At 68.7% G+C, this 16,845-nt stretch carries 12 protein-coding genes; 2 read left to right on the top strand and 10 right to left on the bottom strand.

Translation table 11 applies throughout. The features are described from left to right. Nucleotides 1–72: 72 nt before the first annotated feature. The 3 genes from DYE23_RS23155 to DYE23_RS23165 are packed head-to-tail and all read right to left on the bottom strand — an operon-like array spanning nucleotide 73 to nucleotide 3,549. On the bottom strand, nucleotides 73–1,668 hold the full coding sequence (locus DYE23_RS23155; RefSeq protein ID WP_011892648.1) for a serine hydrolase: 1,596 nt from the start codon (nucleotides 1,666–1,668) through the stop codon (nucleotides 73–75). 28 nt (nucleotides 1,669–1,696) lie between these two features. Beyond that, nucleotides 1,697–2,815, bottom strand: a complete 1,119-nt coding sequence (locus DYE23_RS23160) for an MBL fold metallo-hydrolase (protein ID WP_011892647.1) — start codon at nucleotides 2,813–2,815, stop codon at nucleotides 1,697–1,699. Continuing rightward, the gene (locus DYE23_RS23165; protein ID WP_115328283.1) at nucleotides 2,815–3,549 is read right to left on the bottom strand and encodes an enoyl-CoA hydratase; all 735 of its coding nucleotides are present in this window, start codon (nucleotides 3,547–3,549) and stop codon (nucleotides 2,815–2,817) included. The genes DYE23_RS23160 and DYE23_RS23165 overlap by 1 nt, the downstream gene beginning before the upstream one ends. 27 nt (nucleotides 3,550–3,576) lie before the next feature. Between DYE23_RS23165 and DYE23_RS23170 the strand changes: the two genes are divergently transcribed. Continuing rightward, nucleotides 3,577–5,049: an acetyl-coenzyme A carboxylase carboxyl transferase subunits beta/alpha gene (locus DYE23_RS23170; protein WP_115328284.1), complete on the top strand. Its 1,473-nt coding sequence runs from the start codon at nucleotides 3,577–3,579 to the stop codon at nucleotides 5,047–5,049. A gap of 75 nt (nucleotides 5,050–5,124) precedes the next feature. On the opposite strand, the gene DYE23_RS23175 is transcribed toward DYE23_RS23170, so the two are convergent. The 4 genes from DYE23_RS23175 to DYE23_RS23190 all read right to left on the bottom strand — a co-directional run bounded on the left by DYE23_RS23175 (nucleotide 5,125) and on the right by DYE23_RS23190 (nucleotide 9,927). Further along, the gene (locus tag DYE23_RS23175; protein ID WP_115328285.1) at nucleotides 5,125–6,435 is read right to left on the bottom strand and encodes a hypothetical protein; all 1,311 of its coding nucleotides are present in this window, start codon (nucleotides 6,433–6,435) and stop codon (nucleotides 5,125–5,127) included. 262 nt (nucleotides 6,436–6,697) lie between these two features. Then, the gene (locus DYE23_RS23180) at nucleotides 6,698–8,707 is read right to left on the bottom strand and encodes a YhgE/Pip domain-containing protein (RefSeq protein WP_011892643.1); all 2,010 of its coding nucleotides are present in this window, start codon (nucleotides 8,705–8,707) and stop codon (nucleotides 6,698–6,700) included. Beyond that, complete coding sequence (locus DYE23_RS23185) at nucleotides 8,707–9,408, bottom strand: P-loop NTPase family protein (protein WP_011892642.1); 702 nt, start codon at nucleotides 9,406–9,408, stop codon at nucleotides 8,707–8,709. Before DYE23_RS23185 ends, DYE23_RS23180 begins: the two co-directional genes overlap by 1 nt. A 72-nt stretch (nucleotides 9,409–9,480) precedes the next feature. Beyond that, the gene (locus tag DYE23_RS23190; RefSeq protein ID WP_011892641.1) at nucleotides 9,481–9,927 is read right to left on the bottom strand and encodes a hypothetical protein; all 447 of its coding nucleotides are present in this window, start codon (nucleotides 9,925–9,927) and stop codon (nucleotides 9,481–9,483) included. A 32-nt stretch (nucleotides 9,928–9,959) separates the two neighbouring features. Between DYE23_RS23190 and DYE23_RS23195 the strand changes: the two genes are divergently transcribed. Next, a complete protein-coding gene (locus tag DYE23_RS23195) occupies nucleotides 9,960–11,063 on the top strand; it encodes an epoxide hydrolase family protein (protein WP_011892640.1) in 1,104 nt (367 codons plus the stop codon). Nucleotides 11,064–11,130: 67 nt separating this feature from the next. Here DYE23_RS23195 and DYE23_RS23200 read toward each other — a convergent pair whose 3' ends face one another. From DYE23_RS23200 to DYE23_RS23210, 3 genes are read right to left on the bottom strand one after another with little or no spacing between them, the layout of a single operon-like run. Continuing rightward, nucleotides 11,131–12,948 carry an ABC transporter ATP-binding protein gene (locus DYE23_RS23200; RefSeq protein ID WP_011892639.1) on the bottom strand — a complete coding sequence of 606 codons (1,818 nt, stop codon included), beginning with the start codon at nucleotides 12,946–12,948 and terminating at the stop codon, nucleotides 11,131–11,133. Next, complete coding sequence (locus DYE23_RS23205) at nucleotides 12,945–14,852, bottom strand: ABC transporter ATP-binding protein (RefSeq protein WP_115328286.1); 1,908 nt, start codon at nucleotides 14,850–14,852, stop codon at nucleotides 12,945–12,947. Before DYE23_RS23205 ends, DYE23_RS23200 begins: the two co-directional genes overlap by 4 nt. After that, on the bottom strand, nucleotides 14,845–16,824 hold the full coding sequence (locus DYE23_RS23210; protein WP_013470874.1) for an ABC transporter ATP-binding protein: 1,980 nt from the start codon (nucleotides 16,822–16,824) through the stop codon (nucleotides 14,845–14,847). The genes DYE23_RS23205 and DYE23_RS23210 overlap by 8 nt, the downstream gene beginning before the upstream one ends. Nucleotides 16,825–16,845: the final 21 nt, after the last annotated feature.

Genomic DNA, 16,845 nt, shown 5'->3' on the forward strand with positions numbered 1-16,845 from the left:
CTTTTTGCAGACGGTTACTCGCACTTCGTCTGCAAAAGGTGGATTTCGGTGCCCGGCTGTCGCTGGGCGCGCTCATCGGACGAACACCCCGTTGCCCTCCTGGTCGAAGTACTCCAGCGTCAGCGCACCGCCGTCGAAGGTCGCCGCCGAAACCGTTCCGGGAGGGGCGTTCTCCGACGAGACTGGGAACACGAACACGTTGCCGTCCCACGCATCGAGCTCGAAGACGCCACGTGGTCCGAGAGCCAGCTGCAGACGTCCGTCACGTTCGGTGACGGTCGCCGGGCCCCAGTAGTCGTTGCCGTACACGCCGGTGTAGGAGTCGAGGGGGCCGTGGGTCTGCGCGTTCACGTGACGCTGCTGTCCCACCAGCGAGCCCACCGGTTTGTCCATGTCGGCGAAAGCCTTGCCGTACAACGCAGCCCAGTCCTGACGTATCTCGCCGAACTGGACGAGGTCGGCGAACTGCGCGGTCAGCGTCTCGGGGACACCCGTCGGGGTGGCGTTGGTCAGCGCGATGATCGCGACGTCGGCCGACGGCAGGAAGAGCACGTTGGTCGCCGCGCCGAGCTCGAAGGCCCCCGAGTGGCTCAGCTGTGTGCGCGCCGCCGACGTGGTGCCCACATTGAAGCCGTATCCGTAGAAGCCCGGCCGCATAGCCGGTTCGGTGGGCGGGGCGGAGGTGACCTGGGGGCTGATCGCGGGCAGTAGCGCCTGCGGATCGATCAGCGCGTTGCCGTCGTGGCGTCCCTCGGCGAGCACCATCGCCATCCAGCGCGTCATGTCGTTGACCGACGAGCTGGCCCCTCCGGCGGGCGACTGGGCCTGCGCGTCCCGGACGTAGCGCGGTTGATAGCCGTCGTCGATGCGGATGTGGCCCACCGCCCTGTCCCGCCGCGATGCGTAATCCTCGAAGCGGTAGCTCGTCACACCCATTCCCAGCGGTCGCAACAGCGTGTCCGCGGCAAGGTCCTCCCAGCTCTTGCCGGCACCCGTGGCCACCGCCTCGGCGCCGGCCGTCAGCCCGAAGTTGGTGTAGGCGTAGGACGTCCGGAACTGGGCCAGCGGCAGTTGGCGCAGCCGGTCGAGGACCTGACGGCGGTCATACCCGAGATCTTCGAGTTGGTCGCCGGCATGGTCGGGCAGCCCGGACCGGTGCGAGAACATGTCCCCGACCGTCACCATCTGCGTGGTCGTCGGGTCCGACAGCGCGAACCAGGGCAACCGGGACACCACCGGGGTGTCCCAGCCGACCTGATCCTGACCGACCAACGCGGCCACGACCGTCGCGCTGAGCGGTTTGGACAGCGATGCCAGTTGGAACACGGTGTCGGCGTCGACCCGGTTCTCGGGGCTGTCGGACTGAGTGTTGTTCTTGACGCCGAACCCCTTGGCGTACACGGTCTTTCCCTGATGCACGACGGCCACCGCCATGCCGGGAACGCCGGACGTCGACATCAGGTCCTCGGCCAGACCGTCCAGCTTCGCCACCGCATTCGCCACCGCGTTCTCCGGCAACGGCATCGCCGGCACCAGCGGCGGCGGCACATCGGAGAGCGGACCCGGCGCCGGCGTGCTCGACGCCGCGGGTTCGGTGCTCTCGGCGGCGCATCCGGCCAGGAGTGCGACGGCCATGACGAGCGCAACCGCCCCGACCCTTGATTTCATGATCAGCACGGTACTGCGTCAACGCAGCCTACGGCCGCCACCACGGCTCGAATGTCGACCCGGGCAGGACCCGCTCGCCCGGGATCGGCACGGCGAGACGGACCCCGTCGAGTTCGGCCGCGGTGACCAGACGTTCGACCGGTTCCGCCCACGGATGCGGCGCCAGCCGGAACGTCGCCCAGTGGACGGGCACCAACACGCTGGCGTCCGGGTCGGCGAGGTCGAGATGGGCCCGCACCGCCTCTTCGGGGTTCATGTGAATGTCGGCGAACGCCGGGTGGTACGCGCCGATCGGCATCAAGGTCAGGTCGAACGGGCCGTACTGGGCGCCGATGTCGGCGAAGCTCTTGGTGTAGCCGGTGTCGCCGCCGAAGAACGCCTTGTGGCTCGGCCCGGTGATCACCCAGGAGGCCCACAGGGTGGTGTCCCGTGAGAACAGCCGGCCGGAGAAGTGCCGGGCCGGGGTGCAGATCAGCGTCAGATCGCCGATGCGGTGTCCTTCGTGCCAGTCGAGCTCGACGATCCGGCGGGACGGTATCCCCCACTTGCGCAGGTGCGCACCGATACCGAGCGGCACCACGAACGGCGCCCGCTGGGTGCGGGCCAACGCGATGATCGTGTCGATGTCCAGATGGTCGTAGTGGTCGTGGCTGATCACCACGGCGTCGACGGCGGGCAGCGACTCCAGCAGCAGCGGGACGTCGTGCATCCGTTGCGGACCGACGGTGCGCGACGGCGAGCACCGCTCACTCCAGACCGGGTCCACCAGCACCCGGTAGCCGTCGACCTCGATCAGCGCACTGGAATGGCCGTACCAGCTGGCCGCGGCGTCGGCGCCCGTCGGCTCCACCGTCGGGGGCTCTTTGAGCGGTATCGGCCGCGGCGGCTTACCGGCGGAGCCGGCGTTGGCCAGATCGCGCAGTAGTTTGCGCTGCAGCTCGCGATCCATCGGCAGCCCCGACGACGACGATTCGAGGTTGACGAACCTGCCGTCCTTGTAGTGCGGAGAGCGCCGGGCCACCGGGGCGATCTCGGCAGGTGTGGCGCCGAGGGACGCCGGGGTGCCGTGCAGTGCGCGCAGCACCCACCCGCCGGCCAGAAGCGACGTCGTCCCGAAGCCGAAGCGAAGCGCAGTCCGGACCACCATCAGGCGCCCTTGAACCTCGGCGGGCGCTTCTCGATGCGCGCCACCTGTGCCTCGATGATGTCCTCGCTCGTCCATGCTCGGTCGTAGAGCTCTTTGTGGGCCGGCCACGGTTCCTCGTAGGCGCCGTCGTCGTTGAGCACCCGCTTGGCATGCTGCAGCGCCAGCGGTGCGAAACCGGCGATCTCGCCGGCCCAGGCCTGCGCGTCGGCGAGGGTGCCGATCCGGTTGGCCATGCCGGTCTGCAGCGCGACGTCGGCGGTGAGGCGTTCGGCGGCCAGCAGCATGCCGCGGGCCCGTCCCGCGCCGACCAGCGACGTCAACCGCCGGATGCTCCAGTTGTCCAGCGCGATACCGTATTTCGCGACCGGGAACTGAAAGTACGCGTCCGGCGCGACGACCCGCAGATCGCAGATCATCGACAGGATCACCCCGGCGCCGATCGCCGGGCCGTTGATCGCCCCGATCACCGGGACCGGCGCCCTGTCGATCGCCACGTTGAGCGCCTTGGCCTTCTCGGGAAGCTCGTCGGCCACCCCCTGACCGCCGGACAGGTCGGCGCCTGAGCTGAACACGTGGCCGGCGCCGGTCAGCACGATCGCGCGGACATCTTCGGTCGCCGCCTTCTCGATCGCGTCGCGCAAACCGTCCACGATCTCGACGTTGAGCGCGTTGCGCCGCTCGGGGCGCTGCAACTCCAGCGTCATCACGTGGCCGTCCCGCGTCACTCCAATCATGGCCCCAGAGTAGTTAGCCTTCTGGATGTGAGCCGGATCGGAGCCCTCGCCCTGCGCGACGCAGTCCTCGACGAGGGCTCTTTCCTCAGCTGGGACCGTCCTCCCATCCCCGTCGTGACCTCCGCCGAATACCGCGCCGAGCTGGCCGCAGCAGCCGACGCGACCGGTCTCGACGAGTCCGTGGTCACCGGTGAGGGGCGGGTGTTCGGGCGGCGCGTGGCGCTGATCGCGTGTGAGTTCGACTTCCTGGCGGGATCCATCGGCGTGGCCGCCGCCGAACGGATCACCGCCGCCGTGCAGCGCGCGACCGCCGAGGGTCTGCCTCTGCTGGCCTCCCCCAGCTCCGGCGGCACGCGAATGCAGGAGGGCACCGTCGCGTTCCTGCAGATGGTCAAGATCGCCGCCGCCGTCGAACTGCACAAGAAGGGTAATCTGCCCTACCTGGTGTATCTGCGCCATCCGACGACCGGCGGGGTGTTCGCGTCCTGGGGCTCACTCGGGCACGTCACCGCGGCCGAGCCGGACGCCCTGATCGGATTCCTCGGGCCCCGGGTCTACGAGCACCTCTACGGTGAGCCGTTCCCGTCCGGCGTCCAGACCTCCGAGAACCTGCAACGCCACGGGGTGATCGACGCGGTCGTCCCGCTCGGGGTGCTGCGCGCCACGGTCGACCGCACGCTGAAGGTCGTCGCCGATGCGCCGGGACCACCGCCCGCGGCCCCCGAGCCCGAGGTTCTGCCCGACATCCCCGCCTGGGATTCGGTGGAGATCTCGCGGCGACCGGACCGGCCGGGCGTCAGCTTCCTGCTGCGCCACGGCGCCACCGAACGCGTGCTGCTGTCCGGGACGGGCCAGGGCGAGTCGGCCACCATGATGCTGGCGCTGGCCCGCTTCGGTAATCAACCCGCGGTCGTGCTCGGCCAGCAGCGCGTGGTGGGCGGGCTGGTCGGGCCCGCCGCGCTGCGCGAGGCCCGCCGCGGCATGGCGCTCGCCGCAAGCCTGAAGCTGCCGCTGGTGCTGGTCATCGACACCGCCGGCCCCGCGCTGTCGACCGAGGCCGAAGAGGGTGGACTGGCCGGCGAGATCGCGCGCTGCCTGGCCGAACTCGTCACACTGGACACACCGACGGTGTCGGTCCTGCTCGGTCAGGGCAGCGGCGGCCCTGCGCTGGCCATGGTGCCGGCCGATCGCGTCCTGGCCGCGCTGCACGGTTGGCTCGCCCCGCTACCGCCCGAGGGGGCTAGCGCGATCGTGTTCCGCGATGTCGACCACGCTCCGGAACTCGCTGCGGCACAGGGTATTCGCTCGGTTGACCTGCTGCGCGACGGCATCGTCGACGCCGTCGTGCCCGAGCATCCCGATGCCGCCGACGAGCCCCGCGCCTTCATCGAGCGGCTGTCGGCCACGATCGCCGTGGAACTGCATCGGCTGCGTTTCGCGCCCGAGGCGGAACGGTCGGTGTCCCGCCTCGAGCGCTATCGCCGCATCGGGTTGGCGTAGCTCTTCAGCCGAGATTGCGACTACGCAGCAAAAGTGCGAGTAGGCGCCTGCTGGAATGCAATTTCGGCGTGGGGTCTACTCGGCGCCCGCGTCGGTCCCGCTCTCGGTCTCGGCCTTCTCTGCCTCGGTCTTCTCGGTCTCGGTTTCGGCTTCGGTCTCGACGTCGGTGTCGGCCACCTCGGCCTCCTCGACTTCCTCGACTTCCTCGACTTCCTCAGCCTCCTCCTCGACCGTCTCGACCTCGTCGTTGACGGCCTCGTCGGATGCGGTCGTGTCGTCCTCTTCGGCGACTCCTTCCCCGTCCTGGTCCTCGGAAACCGCCGGCGCTGTGGAGGATTCGGGGGCCGAGCCGCCTGACGCACTCTCCGCGTCCTCGGCGGCGCCGACAACCGCGGCGGTCCCCGTTTCCAGGGTCACCGTCGACACCGACGCCAACGAGGTGTCCGTCGCCTCGCGCAGCGTGGACTGCGGGGTCAGCGGCGGGGCCAGCGGGTTGCCCTCCCCGTCCCAACCGATGGCCTTCGCGATGACCTTCGACAGCGCGACCAGCGAGCCGATCAACCCGGCGCCCTGTCCGGGCAGCTCGTCGCCCGGACCGAAGACCAGGTTGAGGCTGTTGAACATCGAGCCCCCGGGGCTGAGCAGCCCGCCGAAGTTCAGCTCGACCTCCATGCCCGGAATCGGCAGCTCCAGGCCGAGTGCGGTGAGCAGCGGCGTCACCACCATCGACTGACCGCCGTTGAGGAATGCGTCCGCCATGGCGGTGGGGATGTTGATCAGCGTGTTGATGGCAGCACCGAGGTCCGCGTCCTCACCGATCAGGCTCTGGAACACCGAGTGGATGCCGCCGCCCAGCGCGAGCACCGGGTTCATCACCAGGCCCGCCAGGCCGACCAGGACGCCGCTGAGATAGGTCGTGGTGAACTCCAGCAGCGGGACCAGCTGCGGCGGCGCGGGCTCGATCGCCCCCGGAATTCCGTCGACGATCAGCTCGTAGATGGACGCGTGCAGGGGCTCCAGCGTGCTCGGATCCTCGGCGAACGGCGAGCGCAACCCGGCCACCAGATTCGTCCCCATCTGCCCGAGGATCGCGCCGATGTCGGGGAGCTGACCGAGGTAGCCGATCTGGTTGGCGATGATCTGCTGCAGGATCGGCGCCGGCGCCTCCAACCACGCGTCCACCAGAGCGGCGACGTTGACCTCGGAGGAATTGAAGAGCTCCAGCAGCGGTGTCAACGGGTCGATCGCCGCGTTCAGCTGCACCCCCGTGCTGACCACCTTGAGGTCGGGCAACGTCGGGGTCACCACCACGGGCGCGATGGCGATGGCACTCGCGCCCAGCATCGCTACGCCGGCGGTCGCATACGGACGGAGAGTGGTGTACATATGGCTCCTCTTTGTCGAAATGATCAAGGCGCCGGGAACATTACTGCAAAGTAAGTTGACTTATTTGCGGTTTCATCAATTTTTCTGACTTCAGGGTAAGTTACTGGTCTAGACCGCTTGGGCTCCAGCTGCCGAACCATCTGCCCAGCTCACAGGCGTTCTTTTCACCGCTGGTCAACGCTGATCTCGCGCAGACCCTCACGAGACGTTCACTTTCGGTTAGCTGGGTCCTTGCGTAGGCCAGAACCGACCGGACGGGGCGTCACACCTCGATAGGTGGCCGGAGCCGGTCCACCGTGTACTGCCGATTCCGTCTGGCAGCCCACGCACTGGTCGCCAGCGACGCGGCGAGCAGCCCGGCCAGCACGCCGATCCCGACCCACAGCCGGGAGTCGACGCCGCCGACGGTCAACTGGCGTAGCCCGTTGACCGCATAGGTCATCGGGTCGAACGGGTGCAGGATCTGGAACGGCTTCGCCGTCGTCTCGACCGGATAGATGCCACCCGCCGAGACCAGCTGCAGCATCAGGAATGCCAGCGTGACCACCCGGCCGACGGCGACCCCGAACAGCGCGTTGAACGCCTGGATCAGCGCCAGGAACGTGCCACCGATCAGCACCAGGAAACCGACCGTCGCCACCGGATGCTTCGCCTGCAACCCGACCCCGAAGTGCACCACGACATACATCACGAACACCTGGCACACCACGACCAGCAACGCGGGCCAGAACGAGGCCAGCACCACCCGCAACGCGCCCAGCCCGTTGACGATCGGTCGGGATCGCAACGGCGACAACAGCATCCACACGATCAACGCGCCGATGAACAGGGCCAGTGGAAGGAAGAACGGTGCGAAGCCCGTGCCGAAGGTGGGCGCCGGATTGTCGGTCACCAGATCGGCGCCCACCGGCGCGGCCAGGGTCCGGGCCACCTCGGTGCGTTGCTGCGGTGTCCACGAGGGGATTTGTGTGCTGCCGTCGCGCAACCTGGTGGCCAACTCCTGCCCGCCGGCCCGCAACTTCCCGGTCCCCTCGGCCAGATCGTGTGCCCCGGCCGCGAGTTCACGCCCACCACCGGCCAGCTGCACCAGGCCGTCGGCGAGCCGCTGAGCGCCCGAGTTCAACTGATCCACCCCGTCTCTGAGCGAGGCGACATCGGACCGCAGTCCCCCGTTCAGGGCCCGCGCGAGGAAGACCCGCAGCGTGCTCTGCGGGTCGCCCAACTCGCTCTCCAACCGGGAAGCGCTGTCGCGCAGACGGATCAGACCCTCGTCGGTGGTCGGGTCGATACCCTGCGCGCGCAGCAGACGTTGTGCGCCGGCGAGGGCGTGCCCGGCGTCGCGCACCGCCGGGTCGGGACTGGACTGCAGAAATCCGACAGAGTGGTCGACGATCGCGGCGGCCTGCGCGGTGTTGACGTTCAGGGCTGCGAGGCGGTCCGTGGTCGAACGGACCGCACCGGAGAGGTGCTGCGCGGCGACAGCCACGTCGTCGGGGTTCAACCCCACGGCACCGACCCGGTCGAGCATTTCCAGCAACGGTCCCGTCGTCTTGTCGATCGACGTGGCCAATCGCTGTGTCCCGGCAGCCAACTCGGCCGAGCCGTCCTGCGCGGTGTTCAGACCGGAGGACAGCGTGTCGGCACCGCCGGCCAACCGACGAGCCCCGTCGTCGGCCGTGCCGAGACCCGTCGCGAGCTGCTGCGCACCGTCGGCGGCCTGCTGCAGGCCCTGCCCCGCATCGGTCAGGCCCGTCACCACCGTGCCGACGGACCGCTCACCGATCTCGGCGTTGACCTGGTTGACGATCTCACGGGAGGCGTTCTGGCCGATGACGGAGGCGAGGTAGTTGTTGGCGTCGTTGAAGGTGAACCGGATCGTCGCCTGCCGCGGATCGCCACCCGACGGGGACGCGACGCTCGCACTGAAGTCCTCCGGCAGCGTGATCGAGAAGTAGTAATCGCCTGCCGCTACACCCTCGGCGGCCTCCTGAGCTGACATCTCGGTCAGGTGCAGCTGGCCGGAATCGATCAACGCCCGCGCGACCTCATCGCCGGCCCGCAGGTCCTGTCCCTGCGCCGACGCGCCGCGGTCCTCGTTGACCAGCGCCACCGGAACCTTGTTGACCTCGGCGAACGGGTTCCAGAACGCCCACAGGTACATCGCGCCGTACAGCAGCGGCATCACGATGATCGTGGCCAGCGCGATCCGCGGCAGCCGGCCGTGGAAGTACCGCGAGAGATCGGTGCCCAGCGACATCCCCGCAAGCGCCATCAGGCGACACCTCCCGGATCGCCCGCCCACTCGGGGCGGGTGATGGTCCCGACGACGATCTGGCGTACCGCGTGACCGCTGACGCCGTTGGCCCCGGCGGTGACGATCGTCTGCCGGTCACCGAGCGCGGCGAGGCGCTGCACCAGCAGATCGCGGCTCCCGTCCTCGGCGACGCGGTCGATACCCCCGACGACCAGCAGCGCCGGCCGGACCGAGTTAGCCAACGCGATGAGCAACAGCATCGCGTCGAGCTCGCCGAGTTCCTCGACCGGCGCCGTCGCCGCCGGTATCGGCAGATCTCCGAACACGGGCCCGCAGAACCCGGCCACCTCGGCGTCGTCGGCTCGGCGAATCGCTCTGTACCACGGGGCATCCCAGCGCATCTTCTCCGTCACCAGCTCGCCGACGGTGGCCGTCTGCGCGACGTCGTCGACACCGTCGACCGCGGCCACCGCGGCGATCCCGAAGATGCTGCGCGCTCCGGTCCGGCCCAAGACGCTCAGACGGCCCGACGTGGGTCGCATGCGTCCGGCCAGGGTCAGCAGCAACGCCGTGCGGCCGACGCCGGGAGGGCACACCAGCACGGTCACGCCGCCTTCGTCGACGTCGAGATCCACAGGACCGTAGAGCGGCCCTGCCGGGCCATTCAACGTGAGCGCCCGCGCAGTGATCGCGAGCTCGGCAGCCGGTGCGTCTGACACCAGGCAATCCCACCACACCACGGTGCGCGTATCGCTAAATCGTTGACAGTGGCACGAATTGGGGTCGGTGCGTCACGCCACCGCGAGCGCGGCCAGCATCGCGCACGACGTGACCAGCATCAGAGGTATGCGCGCCATGCTGCGTCGGGTCCACCGGAGCGCGGCCGCCTCGTCGACGTCGGCGGGGTTCCTCCGCTCGAAGTCGGCCGCCTTGGGGACCAGGTCGAACAGTGCCCACAGCCGCATCGTCGCGTGACTCACCAGCGCCACCACCAGCGCCGCACCGACGCGCGGCGCATCCCACGTGAGAATCAGCGTCACGACGAGCAGGATCTCGAACACGATGGGCGCCGGGAGCCAGAACCGTACCCGGGAGATCCCGCCGTTTCGCGACTGGATGATGCCGGGCCGCTTCGGCCAGGATGGATCGACCACCACCGACTCGTAGACGGCCCCGCCGAGCGCGACGCAAGCGGCCAGGGTGGTGGCGGCGATCAGGACGAGCAACGGGGTCCCCACACCCTCCGATTATCCTGATGCCAGGATGTGCCATGGCCCACATTCAGCCGTTCCGCATCGATGTGCCCGATTCAGTACTCACCGACCTCGCCGAACGGCTGCAGCGCACCCGCTGGCCGGAGCCCGAGTGTGTCGACGACTGGAGCCAGGGCATCCCGCTGGCGTACACCCGCGAGTTGGCAGACTACTGGGCCAACGAATATGACTGGCGCTCACGGGAATCCATGCTGAACCGGTTCGACCAGTTCACCACCGAGATCGACGGCCTCGACATCCATTTCGTCCATCAGCGCTCGCCGCGCCCCGACGCTTTCCCGCTGATCATCACCCACGGCTGGCCCGGCTCGATCGTGGAGTTCCAGAAGGTGATCGCCCCGCTGACCGAGGCCGGCTTCCACGTCGTGTGCCCCTCGCTGCCCGGATACGGCTTCTCCGGCAAGCCGACCGCCACCGGGTGGGGCGTCGAACGCATTGCCGCCGCCTGGGACGAACTGATGGTGCGGCTGGGATACGACCGGTACGGCGCCCAGGGCGGCGACTGGGGCGCGGCGGTCACCACGCAGATCGGCCGCAACGTCGGGCACTGCGTCGCGATCCACACCAACATGCCGTTCGGACGTCCCCCGAAGTCACTGTCCGACCCCGACGCCGACGAGGTCGCAGCGTTGGAAAGGCTTGGCTACTACCAGAAGTGGGACTCGGGCTACTCGAAGCAGCAGGCGACGCGACCGCAGACACTGGGTTACGGGCTCGTCGACTCGCCGGTGGCCCAGATGGCGTGGATCGTCGAGAAGTTCTGGTCGTGGATGGACTGTGACGGCCATCCCGAGAACGTGCTGACCAAAGACGAACTGCTCGACAACGTGATGCTGTACTGGGCCACCGCCACCGGCGCGTCGTCGGCGCGGCTGTACTGGGAGAGCTTCGGCGCCTTCGGCGGTGGCGACCCCGTCACGCTGCCCACCGGGGTCGCGTCCTTCCCGAAGGAGATCCTGCGCTCGCCCCGGCACTGGTGCGAGGGCAACTACACCATCACCCGGTGGACGACGATGCCCCGCGGCGGGCATTTCGCCGCGTTCGAGCAGCCGTCGTCGTTCGTCGACGATGTCGCGGCGTTCTTCGACGACTTCCGGTAGGCCGCGAGACCGCCCTCACGGTAGTGCCGGCGGCGAAACAGCTACCGTGGCGGCAGTTTCGCGACACTCAGGCCAGGGACTGCACCCACGACCGGTGCAGCGCGGCGTAGTGACCGCCCTCGCGCGCGGTCAACTCCTCGGGCGGACCGTCCTCGACGATGCGACCGTGTTCGAGCACCAGTACCCGGTCGGCGATCTGCACCGTCGAGAGCCGATGCGCGATGACGACCGCGGTCCGGTCGGCGAGCACCGTCTCCAACGCCCGCTGCACCAGACGCTCGCTCGGGATGTCGAGCGACGACGTCGCCTCGTCGAGGATCAGGACCGCCGGGTCGGCGAGGAACGCGCGCGCGAAGGCGACCAGCTGCCGCTGCCCTGCCGACAACCGTCCACCGCGCTTGGCGACGTCGGTGTCATACCCGTCGGGCAGGACGTCGATAAAGGTGTGCGCCCCCACCGCGCGGGCGGCGGCACGCACCTCGTCGTCGGTGGCCCCGGGTCTGCCGAACCGGATGTTGTCGGCGATCGTGCCGCCGAACATGAAGTTCTCCTGGGTGACCATCACGACGTGGCGGCGAAGATCGGCCTGCGACATGTCCCTGAGGTCGACGCCGTCGAGGCTGACCGTGCCCGAGCCCGGGTCGTAGAACCGGGTGATCAGCTTCGCGATCGTCGTCTTGCCCGCCCCCGTGGTACCGACCAGGGCGACGGTCTGTCCCGCGGGGATCACCAGATCGAGACCGGGCAGGACGGGACGCCCGGGCACGTAGGCGAAATGCACGTCGAGCAGGGCGACCTCACCCCGGACCTCGTCGACACGCACCGGCTTGGCGGGATCGCTGATGCCCGGCTTCTCCGCGAGCACCCCGGCGAGCTTCTCCAACGCCGAGGACGCGGACTGAAATGTGTTGAAGAACTGCGAGATCTCCTGCATGGGCTCGAAGAACATCCGCAGGTACAGCAGGAATGCGGTGAGCGTGCCGATCGTCATCTCGCCGTGCAACGCGCGGTAGCCGCCGTAGAGCAGCACCACACCGGTGGTCAGATTGCCGACCAGCTTCACGCCGGGCATGAACACCGCGAGCAGCTTGAACGTCCGCTCGTTGATCTCGCGGTACCGGTCAGCGACGTCCTCGAAGATCTGCTGATTGCGCGGCTCGCGCCGGTAGGCCTGGACCGCCTTGATACCGGTCATCGTCTCGACGAACTGCACGATCACCAGCGCGGAGATCTCGCGCACCTCGCGGTAGGTCTTCGACGACTCCCGCTGGAACCACCACACCAGAAGCACCAGGACGGGAAACGCGACCAGACACATCAGGCCGAGCTTCACGTCGAGCACCACCAGCAGCACCGCCGTGCCCACCATCGTCAGCACCGCGGTGATCAGGCTGTCGAAACCGGTCTCCAGCATGTCCTGGATCGCCTCGACGTCGTTGGTGGACCGGCTCACCACCCGACCGGAGGTGTAGCGGTCGTGGAACGCGATGTCCAGTCGCCCGAAGTGCCGGAACACCCGGCGGCGCAGCTCGAGGAGCACCTTCTGTCCGATCCGGCCCGAGCGGCGCAGAAAGTACATCCGCCCGACCGCCTGGACGACGACCACACCGCACAGCGTGGCCACGATCGTCATCAGGGTGATGGCCGGCCCGCCCTCGAGCAGCGGAGGGATGCCGTCGTCGATGCCCTTCTGCACGAGAATCGGAACCGACAGGCGCGCGGCGTTCTCCACCACGACGACGACCGCGAGCAGCACCACCGCCCACCGGTACGGCCGCAGCAGCGACCCGAGCAGCGCCCGGGCCTCCCGCTGTCGGGGGACGGTCTCGTCGATCGGGAGGTCGGCGCTCTCGTCGAACTTGCCGCGCCAGTTCGTCTCGGTCATGAGCGACGCTCCAGCATCTCTCGCTCCCGCACGTCGCCGTCGAGCACCTCGTGATCCAGCCGGGCGCGTTCTTCGTCTCTCTCCCAGTCACATTCGCGTTCGCTGCCGTCGTCGAGTTCGTCGTCGGCCGCCAGCAGATACCGGTACTCGGGTACGCCGGCGAGCAGTTCGGCGTGGGTGCCGACGTGGGTGACGGTGCCGTTCTGCAGCAGCGCCACCCGGTCGGCCAGCAGCACCGTCGACGCGCGATGCGCCACGACGATGCCGGTCACCTCGTGCAGGACACGTCGCAGCGCTTCCTCGACGACGGCCTCGGTGTGCACATCGAGCGCCGAGAGCGTGTCGTCGAGGACCAGGATCCGGGGCCTGGTCAGGATCGCGCGTGCCAGCGAAAGACGTTGCCGCTGACCGCCGGACAGACTCATGCCCTGTTCGCCGATCCGGGTGTCCAGACCGAAGGGCAGGTCGTAGACGAACTGCGCGGCGGCGATCTCGACGGCTTGTCGCAGGTCCTCGTCCGTCGCATCGGGACGACCCAGTCTCAGGTTCTCGGCAACCGACATCGAGAACAGCGTCGGATCCTCGAACGCGGTCGCGACCGTTTCGCGCAGCGCACTCAGCGACAACTCGCGGATGTCCTGGGCGTCCACCCTGATCTCCCCCTCGGTGACGTCGTAGAGCCGCGACAACAACCCCACCAACACCGACTTGCCCGAACCCGTCGCCCCGACCAGCGCCAGCGTCTCCCCCGGTTCCACGGTGACGGTGACGTGGCGTAACGCCCATCTGTCCGGCTCCGAGTCGGGGAACCTGAAGCCGACGTCGACCAGTTCCAGCCGTCCGCCGCGCGGCGCCTGCTCGCGCGGGCCGTCGGCGATATCCTTTGGCGCGTCGAAGATCTCGGCGATCCGGTTGGCCGCGGTGAACGACTCCTGGGTCATCGACAGCAGGAAGCCCAGCGACGCGATCGGCCACACCAGGGACAGCATCATCGTGATGAACGCGACCAGCGTGCCCATCGTCACGTGGCCGTGCCCGGCGGCGTACGCACCGAAACCGAGCACGATGATCAGCGTCAGGTTCGGGATGATCTCCAGCAGGGTCCAGAACTTCGCCGATACCGACACCCGGCCGATCTGCGTGTCGTACAGATCGGTCAGTTGCTCGTCGAACCGGTCGTAGACGTAGTCCTCACGGCCGAACGACTTCACCACCCGCAGACCCAGCGCGGCTTCCTCGACATGGGTGGCGACGTGGCCCGCCTGATCCTGCGCCAGCCGCGAGAGCCGCGTGTACTCCTGCTGGAAGTGCAGCACGGTCAGCGTGATCGGCACGATCGAGACCAGCACCACCACGCCGAGCGGCCAGTACATCACCAGCAGGATCACCGTGACGACGGTGATCTGCAGGACGTTGAGCATCAGGAAGATCAGGCCGAACGACATGAAACGGCGAATCGTGCTCAGGTCGTTCATGATTCGCGACAGCAGCTGCCCGGACTGCCATCGGCCGTGGAACGACATCGGCAGGATCTGCAGGCGGGCGTAGAGCTGCTTGCGGATGTCTGCCTCGACGCCCATCGTCGCGCGCGCGACCAGCCAGCGACGGATGAACCACAGCACCGCCTCGGTCACCCCGACGCCGAGGGCGGCGGCACCGACCAACCAGAGTCCCTGCTGGTCCTGCTGGCGCACCGGACCGTCGATGACGGCCTTGGTCATCAACGGGATCGAGATGGTCGCGGCGAGGCTGGCCAGCGCGACGACGATCATCACGATCCAGCGACCGCGGTAGGGCAGCAGATAGGGCATCATCCGCCACAGGTCCGAACTGGGCCTCACCCGGGACGGCGGCGGCCCGATCGCGGGCGCCGCATGCAGGGAGTCGGTCCGGGAGTCAGCCACTTAGAACATCTTCCCATTCACCGCAAGCGGTTAACTCCCTCGCCGAGACCGCATTCCCGCAGCGGAAGTTCGAGTGCGGGCCTGCCGGAACGCACGTTCGGCGGGTGGTGCGACCGAACTGGGTGCGATACAGGTCGGCGTAGCGTCCGCCGCGGGCGAGCAGATCGTCGTGGGTGCCGCGCTCCACGATGTGTCCGTCCTCGACGACCAGGATCACGTCGGCGGCCCGCACCGTCGAGAGCCGGTGCGCGATCACGATCGACGTGCGTCCGGTGAGCGCTTCGGCCAGTGCCTGCTGCACCGCGGCCTCGGACTCCGAGTCCAGCGACGCCGTCGCCTCGTCGAGGATCACCACCTGCGGAGACGCGAGCAGCACCCGCGCGATGGTGAGGCGCTGACGCTGACCACCGGAGAGCCGGTAGCCGCGCTCGCCGACCACGGTGTCCAACCCGTCGGGCATCGCGGCGACCACGTCGTCGAGGCGCGCGCGCCGCAACGCCTCCCAGATCTCGTCGTCGCCGGCCTGCGGCGCCGCCAGCGTGAGGTTCGACCGGATGGACTCGTGGAACAGATGACCGTCCTGGGTGACCATCCCGACCGTGGACTTCAGCGACGCGAACGTCGTGTCCCGGATGTCGGTGCCGTTGAGGCGCACAACACCACCGGTGACGTCATAGAGCCGGGCCAGCAGCGCCGCGATCGTCGACTTGCCCGCCCCGGACGGCCCGACGAGCGCGACGACCTGCCCGGGTTCGGCGGTGAACGAGACGCCGTGCAGAACCTCCTCGCCGCCGCGGTGGTCGAGCTCGGCGACCTCCTCCAGCGAGGCCAGCGACACCTGATCGGCGGCGGGATAGGAGAAGCGGACGTCGTCGAATTCCACGGCGACCGGCCCCGAGGGCACCTCCACCGCGCTGGGCCGTTCACGGATCAGCGGAACGAGATCGAGGACCTCGAAAACCCGCTCGAAGCTCACCAACGCGGTTGCGATCTCGACGCGGGCGTTCGCCAGCGCGGTCAGCGGGGCGTACAGCCGGGTCAACAGCAGCGCGAGCGACACGATCGCCCCGGCCTGTAGCTGCCCGCCGATCGCGAGCGCTCCGCCGAGCCCGTACACCAGCGCCAGCGCCAGCGCCGACATCAGCGTCAGTGAGTTCATGAACGTCGCCTGCAGCATCGCGGTACGCACCCCGATGTCGCGGACCCGCCCGGCCCGCACCCCGAACTCGCGCGACTCGGAGGCGACGTCGCCGAACAACTTCACCAGCGTGGCGCCCGGCGCTGAGAAACGCTCCGTCATCTGGGTGTTCATGGTCGCGTTGTGGGCGGCCGCCTCCCGTGACAGCCGTGCCATCGCCGCCCCGATGCGCCGCGCCGGGATCAGGAACAGCGGCAGCACGATCAGGGCCAGCACCGTGATCTGCCAGGAGATGCTCAGCATCACCACCAGGGTCAGCGTCAGGGTGACCACATTGGCGACCACGCCGGACAGCGTGTCGGAGAATGCCCGCTGCGCACCCATCACGTCGTTGCCCAACCGGCTCACCAGCGCACCCGTCCGGGTGCGGGTGAAGAACGCGACCGGCATCCGCTGGACGTGGTCGAAGACCGCCGTCCGCAGATCCAGGATCAGGCCCTCCCCGATGGTCGACGACAGCCACCGCGTCACCAGCGCCACACCCGCCTCGGCGAGGGCGACGACCGCGATGACGACGCCGATCAGGACGACGACCCGCGCACTGCCCCCGCCGGTGATCTCGTCGACCACCCGGCCGGCAAGCAACGGGGTCGCGACCGTCAGCACCGCACCGAGCACGCTGACGCCGACGAACACCGCCAGCCTGCGATGGTGCCGCGCGGCGAACCGCCAGATCCGGCCGAGAAGCCGCCGATCGGCCAGCGCGTGCAGGTCACCGCCCCGCGAGTGGGTCTGCCGGTACAGACTCTGCCGGGCCACCGTCTCCAAGCTCATGTCATCACCGTAGGACCTCAA

Origin of the sequence: Mycolicibacterium gilvum (assembly GCF_900454025.1) — a bacterium.
GTDB classification, from domain to species: Bacteria; Actinomycetota; Actinomycetes; order Mycobacteriales; family Mycobacteriaceae; genus Mycobacterium; species Mycobacterium gilvum.